At 60.1% G+C, this 23351-nt stretch carries 22 protein-coding genes and 1 pseudogene; 15 read left to right on the top strand and 8 right to left on the bottom strand.

Features of this window, described 5'->3' with window-relative positions; all coding sequences use genetic code 11:
* Together LPU83_RS72000 and LPU83_RS72005 are read left to right on the top strand one after the other, a co-directional pair.
* Window positions 1-1101 (top strand): Gfo/Idh/MocA family protein, encoded by a 1101-nt coding sequence (locus LPU83_RS72000; protein WP_024314652.1) that lies wholly within the window; start codon window positions 1-3, stop codon window positions 1099-1101.
* A gap of 17 nt (window positions 1102-1118) precedes the next feature.
* Entirely contained in the window at window positions 1119-1760 is a 642-nt protein-coding gene (locus LPU83_RS72005) for a ThuA domain-containing protein (protein ID WP_024314651.1), read from the top strand.
* A gap of 70 nt (window positions 1761-1830) precedes the next feature.
* On the opposite strand, the gene LPU83_RS72010 is transcribed toward LPU83_RS72005, so the two are convergent.
* From LPU83_RS72010 to LPU83_RS72020, 3 genes are all read right to left on the bottom strand, one after another.
* Complete coding sequence (locus LPU83_RS72010; protein ID WP_024314650.1) at window positions 1831-3084, bottom strand: D-amino acid dehydrogenase; 1254 nt, start codon at window positions 3082-3084, stop codon at window positions 1831-1833.
* 29 nt (window positions 3085-3113) lie between these two features.
* The gene (alr, locus tag LPU83_RS72015) at window positions 3114-4232 is read right to left on the bottom strand and encodes an alanine racemase (protein ID WP_024314649.1); all 1119 of its coding nucleotides are present in this window, start codon (window positions 4230-4232) and stop codon (window positions 3114-3116) included.
* A 153-nt stretch (window positions 4233-4385) separates the two neighbouring features.
* On the bottom strand, window positions 4386-5285 hold the full coding sequence (locus LPU83_RS72020) for a LysR family transcriptional regulator (RefSeq protein ID WP_024314648.1): 900 nt from the start codon (window positions 5283-5285) through the stop codon (window positions 4386-4388).
* Window positions 5286-5557: 272 nt separating this feature from the next.
* Here LPU83_RS72020 and LPU83_RS75030 point away from each other — a divergent pair.
* The 4 genes and pseudogenes from LPU83_RS75030 to lhgO form a co-directional block, all read left to right on the top strand.
* Window positions 5558-6861: pseudogene (locus LPU83_RS75030) on the top strand (FAD-binding oxidoreductase); the annotation flags it as partial.
* A 198-nt stretch (window positions 6862-7059) separates the two neighbouring features.
* Window positions 7060-8214: a (Fe-S)-binding protein gene (locus tag LPU83_RS75035; protein ID WP_244656175.1), complete on the top strand. Its 1155-nt coding sequence runs from the start codon at window positions 7060-7062 to the stop codon at window positions 8212-8214.
* Window positions 8215-8248: 34 nt separating this feature from the next.
* Window positions 8249-8701: an Lrp/AsnC family transcriptional regulator gene (locus LPU83_RS72030; protein WP_024314646.1), complete on the top strand. Its 453-nt coding sequence runs from the start codon at window positions 8249-8251 to the stop codon at window positions 8699-8701.
* 130 nt (window positions 8702-8831) lie between these two features.
* Window positions 8832-10064: an L-2-hydroxyglutarate oxidase gene (gene lhgO, locus LPU83_RS72035; protein ID WP_024314645.1), complete on the top strand. Its 1233-nt coding sequence runs from the start codon at window positions 8832-8834 to the stop codon at window positions 10062-10064.
* A 75-nt stretch (window positions 10065-10139) separates the two neighbouring features.
* Here the strand turns inward: lhgO and LPU83_RS75580 are convergent, their stop codons facing one another.
* Window positions 10140-10292, bottom strand: a complete 153-nt coding sequence (locus LPU83_RS75580) for a hypothetical protein (RefSeq protein WP_245272541.1) — start codon at window positions 10290-10292, stop codon at window positions 10140-10142.
* A gap of 243 nt (window positions 10293-10535) precedes the next feature.
* On the opposite strand from LPU83_RS75580, the gene LPU83_RS72045 reads away from it, so the two are divergent.
* The 7 genes from LPU83_RS72045 (at window position 10536) to LPU83_RS72075 (ending at window position 18273) form a co-directional block, all read left to right on the top strand.
* Complete coding sequence (locus tag LPU83_RS72045; protein WP_024314644.1) at window positions 10536-11432, top strand: AraC family transcriptional regulator; 897 nt, start codon at window positions 10536-10538, stop codon at window positions 11430-11432.
* 238 nt (window positions 11433-11670) lie between these two features.
* Window positions 11671-12756 (top strand): ABC transporter substrate-binding protein, encoded by a 1086-nt coding sequence (locus LPU83_RS72050; protein WP_024314643.1) that lies wholly within the window; start codon window positions 11671-11673, stop codon window positions 12754-12756.
* An 85-nt stretch (window positions 12757-12841) separates the two neighbouring features.
* Complete coding sequence (locus LPU83_RS72055; RefSeq protein ID WP_024314642.1) at window positions 12842-13663, top strand: ATP-binding cassette domain-containing protein; 822 nt, start codon at window positions 12842-12844, stop codon at window positions 13661-13663.
* On the top strand, window positions 13660-14919 hold the full coding sequence (locus tag LPU83_RS72060; protein WP_024314641.1) for a sugar ABC transporter permease: 1260 nt from the start codon (window positions 13660-13662) through the stop codon (window positions 14917-14919). Before LPU83_RS72055 ends, LPU83_RS72060 begins: the two co-directional genes overlap by 4 nt.
* Window positions 14920-14945: 26 nt before the next feature.
* Window positions 14946-15674, top strand: coding sequence for an SDR family oxidoreductase (locus LPU83_RS72065; protein ID WP_024314640.1), 729 nt, complete (start codon window positions 14946-14948; stop codon window positions 15672-15674).
* 2 nt (window positions 15675-15676) lie between these two features.
* Window positions 15677-17296, top strand: coding sequence for an FGGY-family carbohydrate kinase (locus LPU83_RS72070; protein ID WP_024314639.1), 1620 nt, complete (start codon window positions 15677-15679; stop codon window positions 17294-17296).
* Between the two features lie 488 nt (window positions 17297-17784).
* A complete protein-coding gene (locus tag LPU83_RS72075; RefSeq protein ID WP_024314638.1) occupies window positions 17785-18273 on the top strand; it encodes an RrF2 family transcriptional regulator in 489 nt (162 codons plus the stop codon).
* Here LPU83_RS72075 and LPU83_RS72080 read toward each other — a convergent pair.
* The 4 genes from LPU83_RS72080 to LPU83_RS72095 all read right to left on the bottom strand — a co-directional run bounded on the left by LPU83_RS72080 (window position 18256) and on the right by LPU83_RS72095 (window position 21112).
* Complete coding sequence (locus LPU83_RS72080) at window positions 18256-19266, bottom strand: mechanosensitive ion channel family protein (RefSeq protein ID WP_040681016.1); 1011 nt, start codon at window positions 19264-19266, stop codon at window positions 18256-18258. The two genes, LPU83_RS72075 and LPU83_RS72080, sit on opposite strands and share 18 nt — an antisense overlap.
* Before the next feature lie 73 nt (window positions 19267-19339).
* A complete protein-coding gene (locus LPU83_RS72085; protein ID WP_024314636.1) occupies window positions 19340-19759 on the bottom strand; it encodes a cupin domain-containing protein in 420 nt (139 codons plus the stop codon).
* 62 nt (window positions 19760-19821) lie between these two features.
* Window positions 19822-20574 (bottom strand): SDR family oxidoreductase, encoded by a 753-nt coding sequence (locus LPU83_RS72090; protein WP_024314635.1) that lies wholly within the window; start codon window positions 20572-20574, stop codon window positions 19822-19824.
* Between the two features lie 58 nt (window positions 20575-20632).
* The gene (locus LPU83_RS72095) at window positions 20633-21112 is read right to left on the bottom strand and encodes a carboxymuconolactone decarboxylase family protein (protein WP_024314634.1); all 480 of its coding nucleotides are present in this window, start codon (window positions 21110-21112) and stop codon (window positions 20633-20635) included.
* Window positions 21113-21236: 124 nt separating this feature from the next.
* Here LPU83_RS72095 and LPU83_RS72100 point away from each other — a divergent pair, with 124 nt between their 5' ends.
* Entirely contained in the window at window positions 21237-22136 is a 900-nt protein-coding gene (locus LPU83_RS72100) for a LysR family transcriptional regulator (RefSeq protein WP_024314633.1), read from the top strand.
* A 62-nt stretch (window positions 22137-22198) separates the two neighbouring features.
* Window positions 22199-23224, top strand: coding sequence for a hydroxyacid dehydrogenase (locus tag LPU83_RS72105; RefSeq protein ID WP_040681017.1), 1026 nt, complete (start codon window positions 22199-22201; stop codon window positions 23222-23224).
* Window positions 23225-23351 lie beyond the last annotated feature (127 nt).

Consider the following 23351-nt stretch of genomic DNA (forward strand, 5'->3'; position numbering starts at 1 on the left):
ATGGAACGAGTCGGTATTGGCATCATTGGATGCGGCAATATCTCCGGCGCCTATCTGAAAGCGATGGCGTCCTTCCCCATCCTTGACGTTCGCGGCGTGGCCGACCTCAATCACGCGCTGGCAGAAGCTAAGGCCGGCGAATTCAATGTGCCCGCAAAGCGGATCGACGAACTCCTTGCCGACCCCAAGGTCGAGATCATCGTCAATCTGACTGTGCCGAAGGCCCATGTGGCGGTTGGTCTGCAGGCGCTAGAGGCCGGCAAGCACGCCTATTCGGAAAAGCCCCTCGGCATCACCTTCGCGGAGGGCAAGAAGCTCGCCGACGCCGCGAAAGGCAAGGGCCTTCGCATTGGCGCGGCCCCCGACACTTTTCTTGGTGGGGGTCACCAGAGCGCACGTACCCTCATCGATCAGGGCGTGATCGGCAAGCCGGTCGGCGGCACGGCGACCTTCATGTGCCCAGGGCACGAACGCTGGCATCCAAATCCGGCCTTCTACTACGAGGTCGGCGGCGGACCGATGCTCGACATGGGGCCATATTACATCACAGATCTCGTCAATCTTTTTGGACCCGTTGCCCAGGTGGCCGGTTTTGCCGTCAGCCCCCGCAAGGAGCGCGTCATCACCAGTGAGCCGAGAAACGGCGAGCGCATTCCGGTGCATGTCGCGACCCACGTTGCCGGTCTCATGGCTTTTGCCAACGGTGCCGTCGTTCAGATCGGCATGAGTTTTGATGTCGCCGGCCACCAGCACGTGCCACTCGAAATCTACGGCACCGAAGGCACGCTGATCGTTCCCGATCCCAACCACTTCGGCGGCGACGTAGAACTGCTGAGAAAGGGCGGGGCATTCGAAAAGCATGCCCTCACGGCACCTTATGGCGACGGCAACTATCGCTCGATCGGTGTCGCTGATCTGGCCCATGCCATTCGATCCAACCGCCCGCATCGTGCCAACGGCGATCTTGCTCTGCATGTCCTTGAGGTCATGGAAGCCTTCCATACGGCCTCTGACAGCGGGCGTACGGTCGCTATCACTACTCAAACCGAGCGGCCGATGCCGCTTTCGCTGTCGCTCGTCGACGGGCGCTTGGGCAAGTAATCATCAGGAGGAAGAGTATGCGTGAAGCACTGATCGTCTGGGGTGGATGGAGCGGCCATGAGCCGCAGGAATGCGCCTCAATTATCAAGGACATGCTGGAGGAGGATGGCTTCAAGGTCTACGTCGAGCACACCACCGAGGCCTTTGCGGATCCATCCGTCCACGATCTAAGCCTCGTCGTGCCGATCGTTACGATGTCGAAGATCGAAAAGGAAGAGATCAAGAACCTTGCGGCCGCGATCGAGGGTGGTGTCGGAATTGCCGGCTACCATGGTGGCGCTGGCGACAGCTTCCGTGAATGCGTCGAATACCAGTTCATCATCGGCGGCCAGTGGGTCGCGCATCCCGGCAACATCATCGACTATACGGTCAACATCACCCGGCCGGATGATCCCGTCATGGAAGGCATCGTCGACTTCGCCTACACCTCCGAACAATACTACATGCACGTCGATCCTTCGAACGAGGTGCTGGCGACGACCCGGTTTACCGGCGACCACGCCTACTGGATCGACGGCGTGGTGATGCCCGTCGCCTGGAAGCGCAAATACGGCAAAGGGCGTGTCTTCTATTCTTCGCTTGGCCATCAGGCCAAGGAATTTTCGGTGCCTGAGATGAAGACCATCTTCCGGCGTGGAGCGAACTGGGCAGCGCGCTGAATAAATACCGGCGCCGCATTTTACGGCGCCGGCATTTTATCAGGATAGCGTACGAATTCTGCGGCACTCATCAGCCGTAGCGGCTGAGATCGAAACCCTCGGTCGATATCTGCGGTTTCGCCCTGTTGATGAGATCTGTGAGTACGCGGCCGGAGCCGCAGGCCATGGTCCAGCCAAGCGTGCCGTGCCCGGCGTTCAAATACAGGTTGTCGTAGGCAGTCTTGCCGATGATCGGCGTTCCATCGGGCGTCATCGGCCGTAGTCCGCACCAGAACTGTGCTTTGCGCTGGTCGCCTGCTCCGCCGAACAGATCCTCGACCGAATGGACAAGTGTTGCCTTACGGGAGATCGGCAAGTCCTTGTTGAAGCGCGCGATTTCGGCCATGCCGCCGACGCGGATTCGGTCGCCGAGACGGGTGATTGCAATCTTGAAGGTCTCGTCCATGATTGTCGAGACGGGCGCTCGGCTCTCGTCAACGATTGGAACCGTGATCGAGTATCCCTTCACCGGGTATATTGGGACCTTCAGCCCGAGGGGCTTCAGAAGGGCTGGCGTGAAGCTGCCGAAGGCGGCCACCACGATGTCGGCGCCAAACGTGCCCTGCGCGGTTTCGACCGCGCTGATCCTGTTGGTCTCGATGCGCAGCTTATGGACATCGGCTTCATAGATGAACTGCACGCCCAATGCCTCCGCACGCTTGGCGAGCTCGTTGGTGAACTTGAAACAGTCGCCGGTCTCGTCGTTGGGCAGGCGCAATCCGCCGACGATCTTGTGCTTGACCGGCGCTAGCCCAGGCTCAGCCGCGACGCATTGTGCCGGATCGAGGACCTGGAACGGCACGCCGTCCTTTGCGAGGACCTCGATGTCCTTTGTGATCGAGCCGAGCTGTTTTTGCGTGCGAAAGAGCTGCAGTGTTCCTTGCGTCCGCGCATCATACGGGATGTCGGTCTCGGCGCGCAGCTCGATCAGACAATCGCGGCTGTATTCGGCAAGGCGAACCATGCGGCTCTTGTTGATCGCATAGCGCGTGGAGGTGCAGTTGCGCAGCATCGCCGTCACCCAGGCCCAGGTGGCCGGGTCGAATGTCGGGCGAATGATCAGCGGCGCGTGTTTCATGAAGAGCCATTTGACGGCCTTCTGAGGAATGCCGGGTGCCGCCCAGGGCGATGCATAGCCGGGCGAGATCTCGCCGGCATTGGCATAGCTCGTCTCCAGCGCCGGTCCGCTCTGGCGCTCCAACACCGTGACCTCGTGTCCCGATTTCGCCAGATAGTAGGCCGTGGTGACGCCGATGACGCCGGCGCCAAGCACAGTAATCTTCATTATGAACTCCAGAAAAGAACGACATCAGATCAGATGTAGCGGCGTTGGTATCGGTGGCCCAATCGGGTGAGAATTTCGTAGGAGATGGTATCGGCGTCTGCAGCCATCATCTCCAAGGTTTGGTGTTTGCCAACGACCTCCACCGGCGTGCCGAGATCGAGTGCGCCTTCTGCCAAAGCGCTGATATCGACCGTTATGCTGTCCATCGACACGCGCCCGGCGATCGGCAGGCGCTGCCCCTCGAAGTAGAGGGCGCCTCGCCCGCTCAAGCTGCGTGGCAATCCGTCGGCATAACCCGCTGCAATTGTTGCGAGGCGTATGGATGTTTTCGCTGTGAACGTTCCGCCATAACCGATCTGGGTGCCCGGAGGCACGGTGCGCGTCTGAATGACGGGGACCTCAAGCCGGACAACCGGCAGCATGGGGTTGTCGCGGTCTGAGACCGGCGCGCCACCATAAAGGGCAATGCCCGGTCGTGCCAGCGAGCCATGGAACTCGCCCCCCAGAAAGATGCCGCCGGAATTCGCCAATGAGACGGGCAGGGTCGGAAAGGCGGTCGATATCGCCCGGAAGGCCGCCAACTGCCTTGCACTTGCCGGGTTTGCCGGTTCGTCGGCGCAGGCGAGATGGCTGACGAGCGTCGTGACCTCGATGTTCGAAATCAGGCCTGGGTTGACCAGCAGCTCACACACTTCATCCGGTGAAAGGCCAAGCCTTGACATCCCGCTATCGACCTGGAGCGCAGCCTCAAGCGTCCGGCCCACCCTGCCGGCTGTCTGCGACCATGCCTTGATCTGACCGATGGAGTTCAACAGGGGTACAACACCGATGGCGGCCGCACGTTCCTCGTTGCCAGGCTGAAGACCGTTCAGCACATAGATGGCAGCGTCTTGCGGGAGCGACGGACGCAGCTGCACGGCCTCGATGAAATGCGCGACAAAGAATGTCCGGCATCCCTCCTGGTACAGTCTCTGGCTGACCTGAACGGCGCCAAGGCCATAAGCGTCGGCCTTCACAACCGCGGCAAGCGCTGCGGGAGCAACATTCTTGGCCAATCGGCGGTAGTTCTCGCCAAGGGCGCCAAGGTCGATTGCAAGCACGCCGCATCGGTCGGCTGCGAGCATAACGTTGTCGGTGCTGCTGTTCATAATTGGCCCCGATTTACCTGCTGTCCCGATTTACCTGCTGTAAGGATATCGTCGGTTGAACGACTTTTTCGCTCAATCCTTCGCCAATACGAGCAATTGAGATCAGGTTTCCGCAGCTTTCGTCAACTCATTCAATGTTTCGTGCACATTCGACTAGAAGAGGTAGCTGACAAAGCGCTCCGCCGCTGGGGGCAGACTCGAGCGGTTGCGTGTCAGCAAAAAGAGCGAGCGGATGAGCCGAAAATCGGCGATCGCGCGAAAGACAATGTCGTCACTTTGGATGACCTTCGCAGCCTGCTGCGGCAGCAGTGCCACGCCGGCGTTGCGACTGATCAAGGTCAACTGCGCAATGGTGCTGAAAGTTTGGATACGGCCCATTGTCAGCCTCGGCGGCAACTCGGGGCAATCGGCAAGCATTCTTGCAATGCCGGCCTGTCCGTCGAGCGCGATCACATCCTCCGGATTGATATCGGCCAAGACAATCGGACGCTTCGACCGTGCAAGGTGATGATCTCTATGGCAGACGAGACCAAACGGGTCTTCGCTGATTTTCCTTCCGTCCAATTCCGCCGATTCAAAGCCGGGCCCAGCCAGCGCGAAATCAAGCGTTCTGTTCACCACCATGCCGGCCAACCGCTCGGCCACGTCATCATGGACGATGATATCAATTCCCGGATGGTCGGCACGAAACGTCATGATAGCGTCCGATAGCGGGCTCAGGACTGCCGATGGCGCTGCGCCAATCGCTACCCGGCCACGTTTGAGGCCGCCGACCTGTCGCAGGTTCGTCAGCGAAAGCTCGAAACGATCGAGAAGATCGCGCGCGCCCTCGAGGAACGCCTCGCCCGCTTCTGTCGTCCTTACGGGACGCGTCTTCCGGTCGAAGATCGCCGTTCCACATTCCAGTTCGAGCGTGCGGATCGTTTCGGTCAGGGCGGAAGGCACGACGCCAAGCCGCTGCGCTGCCCTGCTGAAGGATCCCTCCTCCGTGACCGTCAATGCGGCGCGAAGATGGCGTAGACCTATGTTCGTATTTTCCGAAAAAACCTTCATATCTTTCTAATTATACGAAAGGTGCGTTTGTGGTTCAATGTCGGTTCCTCGATTTCTCCGGATGGACGGTGATGCTGCACCAGAGCGTAAAGAAAATGTCCTATCATGTTGTGTTGCAAAGGCTCCCTTCCTTGCTCGCTGACGCAGGATTTCGTGGCGACATCGCAAACGACGCCGCACTCCTGGCGGCGATGTCGACGGACAACAGTATTTACACGGTGACCCCGGATATCGTCGTTGCGCCGCGCGATGCTGAGGATGTTCGGCGCTTGATGCGCGTCCTCGAGGCCGAGGATCTGCGTGGCGTTCCCGTCACCGCACGCGGTGGCGGCACCGGCACCAACGGTCAGAGCCTGAACGCCGGCATCATCGTCGATTTTCAGAAATACATGAACCGCCTCCTGCAGGTGAACGTAAAGGAGCAGTGGGCGGAGGTAGAGCCTGGCATCGTGCTCGACGAGTTGAACGCGCAACTGGCCGCGACTGGCCTGTTCTTCGCGCCGACCACCTCGACGGCGAGCCGCTGCACGATCGGCGGCATGGTAAGTACCGATGCATCCGGCAAGGGATCGAGGCGCTACGGCAAGACCAGCGACAACGTCCTTGGGATGGAAATCGTTGTCGATGGCGGCCGGACACTGGATAGCGATCCGCCGACGCCCGACTGGGCCAACGCAATGCTCTTAGAGATCGAAGCGGCTTGTGCGTCGGGTCGCGATGCGCTGCTCGGCCAGGTGCCGGCGCTTTCGCGGCGGTTTACAGGCTATGATCTCGAACGGGCGAGGCCGCCTGGAGGCGATCTCGAATGGTGGCGCTTGCCGATCGGCGCGGAGGGGACGCTGGGCCTCGTTACGCGCATACGACTGCATCTCATGCGCAAACCGAAATTCAAGCGATTGGTTGTCATCGGCTTCGAGACGTTCGCCGCGGCACTCGATGCCGGCAGTGCGCTGCTTGCGCATGATCCGCTAGCAATCGAAGTGATGGACGAATGGGTGCAGGGCCTGGCCGAAAGGGCCGGAATTCTGCACGCGCTGCCCGTCGGGCTACGCGCTCGTGACGGCCAGCCGATCGCCTACAATTTCGTCGAGTTCGTTGGGGACGACGAGGCAGATCTCGCACGCCACGTTGAAGCTTTGCGCGAGAGCGCGCTGAGGCTTGCCGGCGCAATCGCAAGCCACGTGGCCGTCGACGACATCGAAATGGCAGCGCTCTGGCAGGTTCGAGCGGCAAGCGTTGGCTTGCTCGGCAAGGTCAGTGGCACTCGCCGGCCGATTGCCTTTGTCGAGGACTGCGTGGTGCCTGTCGAAAACCTTGCCGCCTTTGTAAAGGAATTCACGGGACTGTTGAGCAGCAACGGCTTGAGCTACGGCATGTATGGGCATGTCGATGTCGGCTGTCTTCACATCCGCCCTGCCCTCGATATCGATTCCGACGAGGACCGGACCATCATGAAAGCGATTTCGGACCGCGTCTTCGACTTGACCCGCCGGCACGGCGGTATCTTCTGGGGGAGCACGGCAAGGGCGTGCGCGGCGCTTACCTTGCGGAGTTCGTCGGCGAGACCGCCTATGACGCGTTTCGTCGCGTCAAGCGGGCATTCGATCCAGCGCATCGTTTCAATCCGGGAAAGCTCGTCGGTGATCCGCGATCTCTCATGGGCGTTGCGACAACCCCGTTTCGTAGCGTCAACACCGATGAAAATGACCCTCTCGGCCTTGCCTTCAGGTGTAACGGCAATGCTCAGTGTCTGAGTTATCAACGCAGCAATGTCATGTGTCCGTCATTCAAGGCCACCCGCGACCTTCGCCATTCACCGAAGGGCCGCGCCGACGCGTTGAGGCATTGGCACCAGGCAAAACACAGAGGTGATGCAACCGAAGAGTTGGAGAGCGATGTTCTGGCCGCGCTCGACGGATGCCTTGGCTGCAAGGCCTGCGCCACGAGTTGTCCCGTGCAGGTCGACATACCGGAGATGAAATCGCATTTCCTCGACCAGCTCCACCGGACGCGCCGGCGCTCACTGGCAGACAAGGCGGCGCTGCTGCTGGAGGAATATTCCCCGTTTTTGATCCGGTATAGAAAACTGATGGCTGTCTTTGCGAGGGTATTCAACCCGTTGATGGAGAAAGCCTCGGGTCTGCATGACCTTCCGTTCATCGCCTTTCACGATGTGGGCAAAGGTGGCTACAAGACGTTTTCCGTCGAGGTGATCGCGCAGCGGCAATGGCATGAGGCTACGGTCTTCGTCTGGCGGGATCCGTTTACAGCCCTTTTCGATACGCAGGCCGCGTTGGCGCTCGCCGACGGCCTTCGTGGCTTTGGCTATCGCCCTGTTTTCGTCGCCATGCGTCCGGGCGGAAAAGCGGCCCACGTGCTCGGCGACCGACCTCGTTTTATCAGGCAGGCCCGGAAGCTTCGATCGGCGATCGACAAAGTCGCGGCATCCGGAAGACCGATGGTGGGGGTCGATCCTGCCTTCGTCATGATGATCCGCCAGGACTATGTGAACGCCGGCCTGGCGGGCCAGAATATCCTCCTCGTCCAGGAATTTCTGAGCGAGGAAATCGCCTGCGGACGCGGTTTGCCAAGATTGAACAGGGAGCGATTGCCGCGCAAACTGTTCCTTCATTGCAGTGAAAGCGCCGGCGCCGGAGCAACGGCATGGAAAAAGGTGTTTGCTGCTCTCGGCGCGTCGGTTGAAATTGCCGCAACCGGCTGCTGCGGCATGGCTGGCTTGTTCGGCCATCAGCAGCGTCACCAGGATCTCAGCAAGCACATTTTTGATCTTTCCTGGACCGGGCAGCTGCGGGGTGAGAAGCAGGCTATGGTCTCAGGTTTTTCTTGCCGTTGCCAGACGAAGCGATTCTCTTCTATTCGAGGTGAGCATCCTATGCGATGGGTGGCCGACGCAATCGATGCCGGATGACACGGCAGCCGAAGCGCGAATAGATGAGGCGATAATGTATGAGATCGATGCGATCGATAGGAAAATCATCCGGCAATTGCGCCTGAACTCCCGGATCTCCAATGTCGACCTCGGCAAGGTAATTGGTCTGTCCGCCTCCGCCTGTTTGCGCCGCATCGCACTCATGGAACGGGCGGGCATCATCAGGGGTTACACCGCACTCGTTGACATGCTCGGCGAGGACGCAATTGCCGTCATCATCCAGATCACTCTCGAACGCCAGACGGAGGAATACCTGAACCGCTTTGAAACCGCCGTTCGCAAATATCCGGAGATTCGCGAGTGCTTTCTGATGACGGGTGGATCGGATTATCTGCTTCGCGTAGACGTCGAAAGCGCCAGTGCTTTCGAACGAATCCACAAGGAGATACTTTCTGTCCTGCCGGGTGTGCTGCGGATCAATTCCAGCTTTTCCATCCGCAACGTTTTGTCAGTGCGCCAGAAATAGATGCGCGGAGTACTCAGCGACGGCGTTTGAAGACGGCACTTGGAGCGAATTACGCCATAAGGATCGCAAGACGGCGAGCCGGGCCAATGCTAACCTTGACAGTGGGGATCACTCACGACCGGATAGCGACATGTATGACCATTGCATCATTGGAGGGGGTATCGTCGGCTTGGCGGTCGCCATGGCGTTGCAGGAAAGGACACCTGGCGCCAGAATCGTTGTCTTGGAGAAAGAGCCAGAGCTTGCCAGACACCAGACGGGTCGCAATAGCGGCGTCATCCACGCCGGAATCTATTATGCTCCCGACTCCCTGAAGGCAAAGCTCTGCCGCGAGGGTGCGGCGGCGACAAAGCGCTTCTGTACTGACAATCGCATCCCATTCGAAACCTGCGGAAAGTTATTGGTCGCCACCAACGATGCGGAGACTGAGCGCATGGATGCGCTCGAGGGAAGGGCCCGGCAGAACGGCATCGACTATACGCGGCTGACGAGCGCGCGATTGAGAACCGCCGAGCCTGGTATCGCCGGTCTCGGCGCTCTTCTGGTCCACTCCACCGGAATTGTCGACTACGCGGTGGTATGCCGCGCCATGGCACAAAAGATCGAAGCGCGGGGCGGCGAGATCAGGCGCGGAGTTGCGGTCACAGCCATTCACGAACAGGAAAAGAGCGTGCGCATCGAAAGTCCGTCCGGTTGCGTCGACGCCGGCAAATTGGTTGCCTGCGCCGGTCTCCAGTCGGACCGAATCGCTTTGATGGCCGGCTTGAAGATCAATCATCGGATCGTTCCGTTCCGTGGGGAATACTACGCATTGCCGGCATCTAAGGCGAAGGTCACGCAGCGCCTCATCTATCCGATCCCCAATCCCGACTTGCCGTTTCTCGGAATTCACCTGACGCGAACGATTGATGGCGGCATGACTGTGGGTCCCAATGCGGTGCTTGGTTTCGCGCGCGAAGGCTATGCCAAGGGCAGTTTTGCGATCGCGGACGTCGGCAGCATGGCGACGTTTCCTGGCTTTTGGAAAATGGCTCGGAGGAACTGGCGTTCGGCAATTTCAGAGTTTGCCAATTCCGCGTCGCGCGCACGCTATCTCAAGGAGTGCCGGAAATACTGCCCTGCGCTGACGATCGATGATCTGCAACGCCCGCAAGCCGGCATTCGGGCGCAGGCGGTGATGGCCGACGGAAGCCTGGTTCATGACTTTCTGTTCAAGCAGACCGAACGAATGCTGCATGTCTGCAATGCCCCCTCACCGGCGGCGACCTCCGCCATCCCGATCGGACGCATGATCGTTGACCGACTGCTTGAGGGCATCAGGGCGACAAATGTTTCCCCCACCCTGCAGGGGGTCGAGGCTTAGGTCTTCGGCTTGCGTGTTGCCCAGGAGAAATGCGCGTGGATCATCGCGATCCGCCTGCGAAAATGGGCGTGCCGATCAGGAGCTGGCAAGACCGCCGTCCACGGGAAGCGATATGCCGTTGATCAGGAAGGCTTCATCGCTCAACCTAGCGCCTCGGCTCGCCAGCATGACTGCCGTTGCCTGCCCGATCCCCTTGCCTGCCCCGGTGATAAGAACGCGTTTCCCCATTCCAGTCCATTTTCATTCCCTCGGCGAAATGTGCCGCTGACCATGGACCTACCCGCAAATGCGCTGCTGGGCATCTAGGCAATCATCAATCGGATGACAAAAAAGTATCGGTCTGCGGGGGCAAATGTGGTGGAGCGGCGTGTCAGATCCGGCTAAACTTCTTTCATGGTCGCGCGATGGAACCGGGAGAGCTCCTCCGCGGATGGCCGAGGAGCAGAGTGTATCCCTGGGAGGGGTAGTCCTATGCGGGATGTATCAGAGCCCGATCTGGAAGTCGTCCAGATACGATCCGGCGAGTCCTTCAAGATGTGGTCGCACGGATATCCCTATCATACGGTGCGTTGGCACTTTCATCCCGAGTACGAGATCCACCTCATCACCGAAACCTCCGGCTGCTATTTTGTCGGCGACTTCATCGGCGATTTTCAGCCGGGCAATTTTGTCATGACCGGCCCGAACCTGCCGCACAACTGGGTGAGCGAGGTCGTCGACAACAGGCGCATCGAGCAACGCTGCCTCGTTTTGCAATTCTCCGAGGCGTTTATCGATGGCCTGCTTGCCATCCTTCCGGAGCTCAAGGGTTTCCGCTCGGTGCTGGCCGATAGTCGTAGAGGCGTCCTCTTTTCGCTCGAGGCAGCGGCGCTCGCAAAGCCGATCATGCAGGAGATGCTGGACGCCACGGGTGCGCGTCGCATCGCGCTTTTCATGCGGCTCGTCGAACTTTTGACCGGTGCAAACGATCACGTGGCTCTGACCACATCCGATTATCAGCCCGATCCCTCCGGTTATATGTCGATCGGCACCAACAAGGCGTTGGCATTTATCCGCGAGCGACTGACGGAGCCGTTTTCGGAGACCGATCTTTCGGCGATTGCCGGTCAAACGCCAAGTGCGTTTTCCCGGTCGTTTCGCAAACATACCGGCTTCTCGGTGATTCAGTATGTCAACCGCTTACGCATCAATCTTGCCTGCCAGTTGCTGATGAGCAGCGAGGACACGCCTGTGATCGATATCTGCTACGCATCCGGGTTTAACAACCTTTCGAATTTCAACAGACACTTTCTCGCGCAAAAAGGCATGCCGCCCTCCAGGTTCCGAGCCTTGAGGGCACAAAATGAAAAAGCGGTGGAGGCCGCCTAACCAGGGAGGACAGGGAGGAGACAGGAAACATTGGTGGCAAGTGCGAACCGGAGACCGTGGCGGGTCTCCGTGTGGGATCGCGTGTCGTCAAACTTGGAACAGATGCGCCTTAGCGGTGCGGCCGAGGGTGGTCTTTGACCGTGAGTTTCGGCGCGCGCTTTCGTGCACATTAACTCAGGCCAGCCACACGCCTGAGACGGTAACCGCAACAATCGATCTCTTCAATGGAGAAACCGAAATGACGCAATTCTCAATGAAACTCGCAGGCGCTGCCGTACTGGCTGTCGGCTTTCTTAACGGAACGTCCGTTTTTGCACAATCGGCCAAGGTCACCGACGCAACGGTCGCCTTCCTGATGCCCGACCAGAGCTCGACGCGTTATGAAGAGCATGATTACCCAGGCTTCCAGGCTGAAATGGCAAAACTCTGCGCCGGCTGCAAGGTGATATACCAGAATGCCAATGGCGACGCATCCCGCCAGCAACAGCAATTCAACTCGGCGATCTCGCAGGGTGCCAAGGCGATCGTCCTCGACCCGGTCGATTCCACCGCCGCTGCCTCACTGGTGAAGATGGCCCAGAGCCAGGGCGTCAAGGTCATCGCCTATGACCGCCCGATCCCGTCTGCCGCCGCTGACTACTACGTCTCTTTCAACAATGAAGAGATCGGCAAGATGATTGCCATATCGCTCGTCGAACATTTGAAGAAGAACAATGTCAAGCCAGAAGACGGCGGTCTGCTGGAGATCAACGGCTCGCCGACCGATGCGGCCGCCGGCCTTATCAAGAAGGGCATCCATGCCGGCATCGCTGAAGGCGGATATCAGGTGCTGGCCGAATACGACACGCCGGAATGGGCGCCGCCGAAGGCACAGCAATGGGCAAGTGGGCAGATCACCCGCTTCGGCAAGAAGATCATTGGCGTCGTGGCCGCCAATGACGGTACCGGCGGTGCAGCCGTCGCCGCCTTCAAGGCTGCCGGCATCGATCCCGTCCCGCCGGTGACAGGCAATGACGCAACGATAGCCGGCCTGCAGCTGATTATCGCCGGCGATCAGTACAACACGATCTCCAAGCCGAGCGAGATCGTGGCTGCCGCCGCCGCCAACGTCGCACTGCAGCTGCTTTCCGGTGAAACGCCGAAGGCGGATACGAAGCTGTTCGACACGCCGACGCAGCTCTTCACGCCGGCGCTCGTGACTGCGGAGAACCTGAAGGCCGAAATCATCGACAAGACGGTCAACGGCAAGCCGATCCAGACGCCTCAGCAACTTTGCGGCGACCGCTACGCGGACGGTTGCAAGAAGCTTGGTATCGGCAGCTAAGCGCTCCTCCCCGGGGGCCCTCCGGCGCGTGTCGTCGGGGGGCTCATTGCAGATCGCATGAGGTCACACGGAAAGGCTTGCCTCGATGATGGACACTCAACACGATACGCCTCCGATCGGCGAGCTCGTTCTCAGCCTGCGTGGCGTTTCCAAGAATTTCGGCGCCGTATCGGCCCTGACGGATATCGATCTCGATGTGCATGCGGGTGAAGTCGTGGCGCTGGTCGGTGACAATGGCGCGGGAAAGTCGACACTCGTCAAAATTCTTGCCGGCGTGCACCAGCCGACATCGGGCACGATCACCTTCGCGGGCAAACCAGTGACGCTCGCTGACCCAAGCACGGCACTTAATCTCGGCATTGCAACGGTTTTCCAGGATCTCGCGCTTTGCGAAAATCTTGATGTGGTGGCCAATATCTTCCTTGGCCGGGAGACCAGTCCTCTGAAGCTCGACGAAGTGTCGATGGAGGTGCGCTCATGGAAGCTCCTGAATGAGCTCTCAGCGCGCATTCCCAGCGTTCGCATTCCGATCGCGTCGCTTTCCGGTGGGCAGCGTCAAACGGTGGCGATCGCCAGATCGCTGCTGCTGGAGCCGAAGCTCATCATGCTCGACGAGCCGACGGCCGCACTCGGCGTGGCCCAGACGGCGGAGGTCTTGAACCTCATCGAACGGGTCCGCGATCGCGGCCTCGCCGTCATCATGATCAGCCACAATATGGAGGATGTGCGGGCCGTGGCAGACCGCATCGTGGTCCTGCGGCTCGGCCGCAACAACGGGATATTCTATCCCGACGCAACCAACCAGGAACTCGTCAGCGCCATCACCGGAGCCGCGGACAATTCCGTATCCCGCAGGGCAAGCCGACGCCAGGCGTCGCACGATATCACAGAGGGCGGAAACCTATGAGCACCAACGCCAATCAGAACGCCCCATCCGCACCCCTGCTCGATCGAAGCGACGTTCGCGTCAAGCATGAAACCGGCGTCAGCGGCGCCATCCGGGCCTTTGCCGATCGCGTGCGATCGGGCGATCTCGGTTCGTTGCCGGTCGTCGTCGGCCTCGTTCTCATCTGGACGGTGTTTGCGTCGCTCAATCCGGTCTTCCTTTCGGCCAACAACCTCGTCAACCTGCTCTTCGATGCGTCAACGGTCGGTGTTATCTCGCTTGGTATCGTCTGTATCCTGATGGTCGGCGAGATCGACCTGTCTGTTGGCTCGATCAGTGGCTTCGCCTCGGCGCTCGTCGGAATGCTGTGGGTTAACGAAGGCTGGCCGGTCGCCCTGGCGATCGCCGCCGCCCTTGCAGCGGGTGGTATCATCGGTGCGCTCTATGCATTGCTGTTCAATCGACTGGGAATGCCGAGCTTCGTTTCGACGCTGGCCGGCCTACTCGCCGTTCTCGGCATGCAACTCTACCTGCTTGGCGCGACCGGGTCGATCAACCTGCCCTACGGCTCTGCGGTCGTGAACTTCGGACAGCTGCTGGTCATGCCCGATCCCGTTTCCTATGTCCTCGCTGCCATTCCGGGGTTCGTGCTGTTGGTGAGCGGTTATCGCGCCGTCGTTCGCCGCCGCGCGGCAAGCTTGTCCTCGCAGTCGCTTGGCAGCCTGATTTTCCGTGCTGTTGTAATCACCTTGGTGCTAGAGCTGATCGTGTTTTATCTCAACCAGGACCGCGGCGTTCCGTGGATGTTCGGTCTGTTTGTCGGCCTGGCCGTGGCCATGAGCTACGCGCTGACCCGCACCAAGTGGGGCCGCTCGATGACGGCGGTTGGCGGCAATCGCGAGGCCGCACGCCGCGCCGGCATCAATGTTCGCATGATTTATGCGTCCGCCTTCATGCTTTGCTCGATGCTGGCTGCACTTGGTGGCGTTCTGTCGGCGGCGCGTCTTGCGTCGGCAAGCCAGCAGGCCGGCACCGGAGATGTCAACCTCAATGCCATCGCGGCTGCCGTCATCGGCGGTACGAGCCTGTTTGGCGGACGCGGCAGCGCCTATTCGGCCTTGCTCGGCATCATTGTCATCCAGTCAATTGCCAACGGCCTGACCTTGCTCGATCTGTCATCGTCGCTTCGCTACATGATAACCGGCGCCGTTCTTGCCATTGCCGTCATTGTCGACTCGCTCGCACGCCGTTCGAGAGTGTCCCACGGACGCGCGTAAAACCCAGACAAAAGGTAAGGAATGCTATGAGACAGGAACTTTCTGGAAAGGTCGCTGCAATCACCGGCGCGGCCTCGGGGATCGGCCTTGAATGCGCAAGGGCGCTGCTCCGTGAGGGCGTCAGCGTCGCCCTCATCGATCGGGCAGAGGCGTCATTGAAACGAATTTGCTCCGAACTCGGACCGCAGGCATTTCCTCTGGTTGTCGATCTGACCAGCCCGGAAAGCGTTGCGACGATGATGCCGCAGATTCTGCAAAAGTTCGGCAAGCTCGACATCTTCCACGCCAATGCCGGTGCCTATATCGGCGGAGACGTCGTGGAGGGAGATCCCGATGCCTGGGACCGCATGCTGAACCTCAACGTCAATGCTGCCTTCCGCTCTGTTCAGGCCGTGTTGCCGCACATGGTTGAACGGCAGACCGGCGACATCATCATGACCAGTTCCATTGCAGGTCTGGTTCCCGTCGTTTGGGAGCCGATATACACTGCCTCCAAATTTGCGGTGCAGGCTTTCGTTCACACGGTTCGGCGACAGGTGATGAAGCATGGTATTCGCGTCGGTGCCGTCGCGCCGGGACCCGTCGTCACTGCCCTGATCAGCGATTGGCCGAAGGCGAAGCTCGAAGAAACCATCGCAGCAGGCGGGTTGATGGAGGCAAGCGAAGTGGCCGATGCCGTCATGTTCATGCTCTCGCGGCCGCGCAATGTGACAATCCGCGACCTCGTCATTTTGCCGCATAGTACGGATCTTTAGACATGGCACGTCACTTTCTCGGAATCGATGTCGGCACCGGCAGCGCCCGCACGGGGGTTTTTAACCAGAGCGGTGATCTGCTGGCATCGGCAAAACAACCCATTGCCATCTGGCACGAGGCTGGCGGCGTTGTCGAGCAGTCGAGCGAGGATATCTGGCTGGCGGTTTCCAGCACTGTTCGCAAGGCGGTCGAGGATGCGGCAATCGATCCGGCCTCCATCGCCGGCATCGGCTTCGACGCCACCTGTTCGCTGGTTGCTCTCGGCGCGGATTGGCGCCCGACCAGCGTCAGCGGTTCAGGCGATGCCAACAGGAACATCATCGTCTGGATGGATCACCGGGCCGCCGCCGAAGCCGACGAGATCAACGGCGGCGGGCACGCCGTCCTGCGTTATGTCGGTGGCCGCATCTCGCCCGAGATGGAAACGCCGAAGCTCCTTTGGCTGAAGAGGCACCTGCCCCAGCAATACCGGGCAGCGACCCACTTCTTCGACCTCTCCGACTATTTGACATGGCGCGCCACGGGAAGTCAGGCGCGATCAGTCTGCACGGTGACGTGCAAGTGGACCTATCTCGCCCATGAGGGGCGCTGGGACGCCGACTATTTTCGGGCCATCGGACTTGAAGACCTCACTGTTGATGGTTTCGCGCGGATTGGTAACGAGATTGTCGCTCCGGGAACGGCACTTGGCACCGGGCTTTCCGCTCAAGCGGCCGCCGATCTCGGCCTTCTGGTCGGCACGCCTGTTGGTGCGGCCCTCATCGATGCGCACGCGGGCGGCATCGGGACACTTGGCGCAGTTGAGGCTGGAACGTCAGGTGGCGCCGACATCGCCCGCCGCCTGGCCTATATTTTCGGAACCTCGGCCTGCTCGATGGCAACGACACAGCAACCAACTTTTGTTGACGGCGTCTGGGGTCCCTATTTCTCAGCGATGGTCCCGGGTCTGTGGTTGAACGAAGGTGGGCAGTCGGCGGCAGGTGCCGCAATCGACCATCTGGTGCGTATGCATCCGGCCTCCGGCGACATCGAGGTCCGTGCAAAGGCAGTGGGTCTGTCACTCGTCGGCTATCTGGAGCGGGCAGCTGCTTGCGCCGGCGACACCGCCGCCGATCTCGCCGACGGTATCGTCGTGGTGCCAGAGTTCCTCGGCAATCGAGCGCCCTTTGCCGATCCGGATGCACGCGCACTGATCGCCGGACTGACGCTTGATGAAAACGAGGGTTCGCTTGTTTCGCTTTATGTGGCAGGGCTTGCCGGTCTCGGCTACGGTCTGCGGCAGTTGCTCGACACGTTGGCTGGTAAAGCGATCGACATCGACCTGATCGTGGCCAGCGGCGGCGCGGCAAACAGCTCCCTCGTGCTGCAGATGATCGCCGATACCACGGCGAGGCAGGTCGCCAGCGTAACCAGCCCGGAGCCAGTGCTGCTTGGTGCTGCGATGCTAGGGGCCGTTGCCGGTGGCTGTCACGCCGACATTTCCAGCGCAATGGGTGTCATGTCGCGCATCGCCAGGGTCTATCGCCCAGCCTCAGGTGCGATGCGCGAAAGACATGATCGACGATATGCGGCCTTCAAGCTGCTTCAGGAGACCGGTCGAAATCTTCGCGACATGATCTGACAAGGGCTCTGCTCTACCTTCCGGTCCGAGTTGCGGCATAGAAGGGTCTCGACCCGTGCGCGGTTGCGATGTGAGAGCTTGGCTGACATCCTTTGAGGGCGATGCGCCTGGGGCGGGGCCGCCTCGGCCGGTTGCCTGACCCTCGTTACGGACGTCGACGGTGGCGAGTGCCTGCTTGCAGCCCTGGAGGCAATCGATCGCCGCATCCATCCAAGTTCGCCATTGACAAAGCCGATCCAGCCGTGGCCAAGGGCTGCAGGCAAGATCGACTGGACGCAGCACGAAGGCGCCATTCGCCGGGTGCTGATTGCCCTCGGCGTGAGGACACGGTCGGGTCCAGTCTATCCCGCGCTTTAGCTCCCGTTCGTGACTGCAAGCGATCGGGCGGCGCTTGACTGGGCAATGGTCGGTCTGTTTACATCGTCGCCAAATAGGGATACTTTATATCCTTAATTGATGCTATCAGGCGTCGAACCCGGACTGAATTGATGATCCTGAAAAGCCAAGTCGAATGGGCGCTGCATTGTTGTGCCATACTAGCCGGTCTGCCTGAAGGCCGTTACCTGTCAACCAAGGCATTGGCGGAGTTCCACGGGCTTCCGAAGGAATATCTTTCGAAGGCGCTGCAGAGCCTTTCCCAAGCAGGTCTCGTCCATACGACGCTCGGTCCATCGGGCGGCTACCGATTGGCGAAAGCACCGGCCGAGCTGACCTTTCTTGACATCGTCGAGGCCGTGGAGGGTAAGGCGCGAACCTTTATCTGCAACAATATCAGAGCCAACAATCCTTGTCGGCCGCTTGGCTATTGCGAAAGCGGTCCTTGCGCCGTAGCAGGCATCATGTGGGAAGCCGACGAAGCGTGGCGGCAGAAGCTGCGCAGCGTCAGATTATCCGATCTGATAGAGACCTTGTCCAAGGATATTCCCGCCGATCTTTGGAAGAGCAGCTTCGAGTGGGTCCTAGAGAGAGCCGGATGAGCGTAGCTTGACCTCGCCCACGCCGGGCATTGCGTAGAGGTAGCTCTGCGGCGGCATTGCAAGGGATAGGCCGCTTTCCCGGCAGTGACGATGGACAAGATCGATCACTTCGTTCCTCGCCGGCGTTCTATCTGCCGGACTGGTCACGCGAAACTGAAGTTCGGTCTCTACTGCGACAGCGTCGATCCCCTTGAGGGCGACGATCGGCGGTGGGTCCTGCACGATCCGCGTGCAGTCTTGCAGGGCGGTTCGCATCGCCTCCTCGACGAGTTGCGGCCTGTGGGTTGCGGCGATGCGGACGAGCAGCGTGATCTGATGCGTCTCGTCGGGACGGCTGAGATTCGTCAGCCCCACTTTCGCCAGGGCGCTATTGGGCAGAACAACAACGTTATGAGCGCCGGTGAGCAGAAATGTGGAGCGCCAGTTGTTCTCGATGACACGTCCCTCGGTCCCATCGCTAAGCACGATCCAGTCGCCAATGACAAAGGGCCGCCCCAATGTCAGGGCGATGCCTGAGAAGACGTCGCCGAGCGTATTCTGCAGCGCAAGGCCGAAGATGATGGCGACCACGCCGGAGGTCGCGACCAGGGTGCCGATGGGCGCTTTGAAGACGAAGCCGAGGATGGACAGGGCGACTGCGAGATAGACAACGGCAACGATCAGATCCTGCAGCAGCCGGGCTTCTCGCGGCCGTCGCTCCAGAACGATATAGATGCGCACGAAGCCGATCAGGGTCCATGCAAGGTGTGTCCACCATAAGACCCGGGCGCTGATGGACAGAAATGCCGTCGTGCCTGTCAGATGTGTCTCCTCGACGCGATGCGGCAGGATGCCTGCAAGGGCGAGGACAGCGGTCATGCGTGCGAAAAACAGGATCTGAACGACCAGCCTGGCGGTCGGGCGGCCACGACCCTGGAGATGCCATACGATAATGCCGGCAACGCCCAGAAGATTGATCAGAACAAGCGGCAACGAGAGTTGTTCGTTGAACATGGCAGGCTCCGATCGCGAGGTTGGCCCTGTGCGGCGGGGCCGTGTGTGCGATCAACACCCGGCCCGCCCTGACTTACTTCTTTAAGGGATAGGTCAGTTCCTTCTCGCCGGTGTCAACCACGAAGACCGCAAGCAGCTTTGCAGGCTTTGTCTTGCTGCCGTTTGCGCTGACGCCATGACGGTCGCCGGGCATCTCCGAAAAGCTCTCTCCCGCACGATAGGTTTTCACCGGCCCATCATTGACCTGGCTACGGATGGAGCCTTCCAGCACCATTGCATAGATGAAGGCGGAATTCGGATGGGTGTGGCCCTCGGAAAAGCCACCTGGACCATATTCGACCAGGACACCCTTGATGCTCTTGCCCGGAACGTTCGGCAGTTCGTGCTCATAGACGAGCGTGACCTTGGAAGCCTTGCCGCCGGCGTCATCGGCAAAAGCTGCGTTGAATGATAGCGCTGCGAGGGCAGCTGCGACGAAGATCGACTTCATCATAATCGAGGTTCCTTTCATAGTTGGCCGCTGCGCCTTAAGAATTATGGCGCAGCGGCGTTCCGTTATTTCCGCGCGGAGGTTGGGAACCATTGCTCGAAGGTGATCCGTCCCAGGCGTGGATTGTTGTCCGAGACCAGCGAACCATCCGCCAGCCGGGCGCCAAAGTAACGCGCCTCGGGATCCGGCTCGACCTTGCGGGCATCACCCGTGGCCTTGAGGTAGCGAGCAACGAGTTCGTTGAGCCGGAAGCGCTCCGGGCCGGCGATCTCGATCGTGCCATTGACCGGTGGAGCGAGCGCAACGTCGGCCATGGCATCGGCGACGTCATCGGAAGCGATCGGCTGCACATGGGCCGGTGACAGGTGAACCGTATCGCCGACCGTGCCGGATTGCGCGATGCCGCTCAAGAACTCCATGAACTGCGTCGAATGAACGATCGTGTAAGGAACGCCCGAGGCCTTGATCAGCTTTTCCTGGGCTAGCTTGCCGCGGAAGTAGCCGCTCTCCTGCAGCCGTTCGGTCCCGACCACCGAAAGCGCGATATGGTGTTTGACGCCGGCAGACCTCTCTGCCGCGAACAGATTGCGGCCCGAGGTTTCGAAGAATTCCAGCACCGCCTTGTCCTCGAAAGAGGGCGAGTTGGCGAGGTCGACAACGACCTCGGCGCCGGCGAGCGCCTCGGCCAGCCCTTCACCGGTGATCGTGTTGACGCCGGTATTCGGAGAGGCGGCAATCACCTCATGACCTTGCTTGCGCAGGCGCTCGACCGTCTTGGACCCAATAAGGCCGGTCCCGCCAATGATGACGATTTTCATCGGACTTCTCCCTTCAGGGCGGCCATCGGCCGCTATTGATGGCTTTGAGGTCGCAAGCTCAGTTGAGGCCGGCCTTGTCGAGGCCGTAGGCCTTGTCTGCAGAACCGGGGACTGCCTTGAACGCGATGCTGGCGCGGTTCCAGGCATTGATCACCATGATCGAGAATGTCAGGTCGGAAATGTCCTTCTCCGAGAGCTGGCTGCGGACCCGCTCGTAGAGTTCGTCGGGGATGCCGCCTTCAGGAAGGTTCGTGACTGCTTCGGTCCAGGCAAGTGCAGCCCGCTCGCGCGGGACAAAGAGGTTGGATTCACGCCAGATCGCCACGTGATAGAGGCGCAGTTCGCTCTCGCCATGGATCTTGGCTTCCTTGACATACATGTCGAGGCAGAAGCCGCAACCGTTAATCTGTGAAGCGCGGATGTTCACGAGGTCACGAATTTTCTGTTCTATGACGCTGTCCTTCAGGCCCAAGCTGAGGTCTGAGAGCTTCTTGAAGAACTCGGGTGATTGCTGTGCGTAATTGAGGCGCTGTGTCATGTCTTTCTCCTATTAAGGATATCATGTCTCCTTATGGACATATGATATCCGTAATGTCTGGACAGTAAAGCTCTTCCGACCTAAACTGCGACATAAGGCTTATGTCAAAACGTATGGGGGACAGATGGACATCGTATCTGCGCTGAGAGCCTTTCTGCGCGTTGCAGAGACAGGCTCGTTTTCTGCAGCGGCAATCGATCTCGATCTCACACAGCCAGCAGTCTCCCGGCAGGTTTCCGCACTGGAAGGACATCTCAACACGCGCCTGCTGCATCGTACGACAAGTGCGCTTGCCCTGACCGTCGAAGGTGAACAAATGATCGCGATGGCGCTACGGGTGGTCGAGGCAGTGGACGCTCTCAACGAAGCCTCCTGCGTCGAGACAGCCATGGCGTCCGGCCGAGTGCGGCTTACCCTGCCCGCGCCCCTTGGTCTTTATGTCAGCGACCGCCTCCCGGGACTGCTCGAACGCCATCCCGCACTGTCGGTCGAACTGATTTTTCGCGAGGAGCCGTCCGATTTGATCGGCGATGGCATCGATCTCGAAGTGCGGCTTGGCGCGGTCTCGGACAGTACCTTAATGTGCCGGCGGATCGGCTGGACGACCGCCTTTCTCGTCGCGGCGCCGTGCTACCTGGAACGACACAGTATGCCCAAAGCGCCGGATGACATTGGTGACCATCAATGCATCTGCTACAGCCGCGCCGGAGATGGACGGTCGTGGTCGTTTTCCGATGGGTCGGACGAGATTTCCGTGCGCATCGCACCGCGTCTGGTGGCCAACAATGCCGTGGCGGTACATCGCGCAGTGTTGACGGGGGGCGGTCTTGCCGTGCTTTCGCATCTCCTTGCCAGCCCAGACATCGAGGCTGGCAGGCTCATGAAGGTGATGCCAGAATTTCCGCCCGCGCGCCTGCCAATCAATGTCGTCTATCCGTCGCGCAAGAGCCTGCCGTTGCGGGTCCGCACAGTCCTCGATTTCCTGGCACAGGTGGTCAAGGAGGACCCATTGATGGCATCCTAGAGCACAAAGCACTTGCTAAAATCTGCGCGCATCATCATCCTGCGGGCAACTTGGGAGGAGCCATGAGCCGCAACATTATCCTTGTCGATCCGCTTCCGCGGACGCTCGATCTCATCATGACGCCGGATGTTCGCCGCCGTCTGGCACAGCTGGGAGAGGTCGTCGTCCGCGAAGATCGCCAGATGCCGGCAGAACAGGTCGAAGCCCTGTTGCCGGACACGGTGCTGATCTTCGGCCAGACCGACATGCCGAAGGAGCGCCTGGATCGCGCCCCTCGGCTAAAGGCCATCATCAATGTCGAGTCGAACTTCCTGCCGAATATCGATTACCAGGCCTGTGTCGAGCGTGGTATCTGGGTGATCACGCCGGCATCGGCCTTTGCGTCGCCGGTGGCCGAAGCCGCGCTTGGCATGGCAATTGATCTTGCCCGTGGCATCACCAAGGCCGATAGGCAGTCGCGAGCGGGCGCCGAAGAGTACGGCCTTGCCGGAAACGACGAGACATTTCGTTTTTCCGGCGCACCGGTCGGCCTGATCGGTTTTGGAGATCTGGGGCGCCAGTTGCGGGATCTTATCCGGCCGTTTCGCAATACCGTGCGCGTCTTTGATCCTTGGCTGCCGGCCGAGATCGTCGAGCGGCTCGACTGCACGCCGGCATCACTGGATGAAGTACTTTGCGAAAGCCGCGTCGTCTTCGTCTTTGCCGGTGTAACCAGCGAGAACGAAGGGTTCATCGGCCGGCGTGAATTCGCAATGATGCAACCGGGCTCCGCCTTCCTGCTGATGAGCCGTGCGGCCGTCGTCGATTTTCCTGCCATGCTCGACGCAGTGAGATCTGGCCATATCCGCGCCGCGACGGATGTCTTTCCAGATGAGCCGGTCGCTCCCGACGATCCCGTCCGCAAGGTGGAGGGGTTGTTGCTATCTGCACATCGCACCGGCGGTACGCGAGATGCCTTCTACGCGCTTGGCTCGATGGCTGTCGCTGATGCGGAGCTCATCATGAAAGGCCTGCCGCCGCAGCTTTGCCGAAGGGCGGATCCGGCGACGGCAAACCGGTTGCGTTCCAAGCCGGTCAGTGTTTCCTAAACCGCCGGCCATGCGCCTCAGCGGCAGCGCAAGCCCGCATCGGTCAGTTGATCGGTGAACTGGCCGCCCTCTTGTGACGAGTCCCGTCGATGCCGCGGACGCTCAGAAATTCATCAATGAATTATCT

This window comes from Rhizobium favelukesii, assembly GCF_000577275.2.
GTDB classification, from domain to species: Bacteria; Pseudomonadota; Alphaproteobacteria; order Rhizobiales; family Rhizobiaceae; genus Rhizobium; species Rhizobium favelukesii.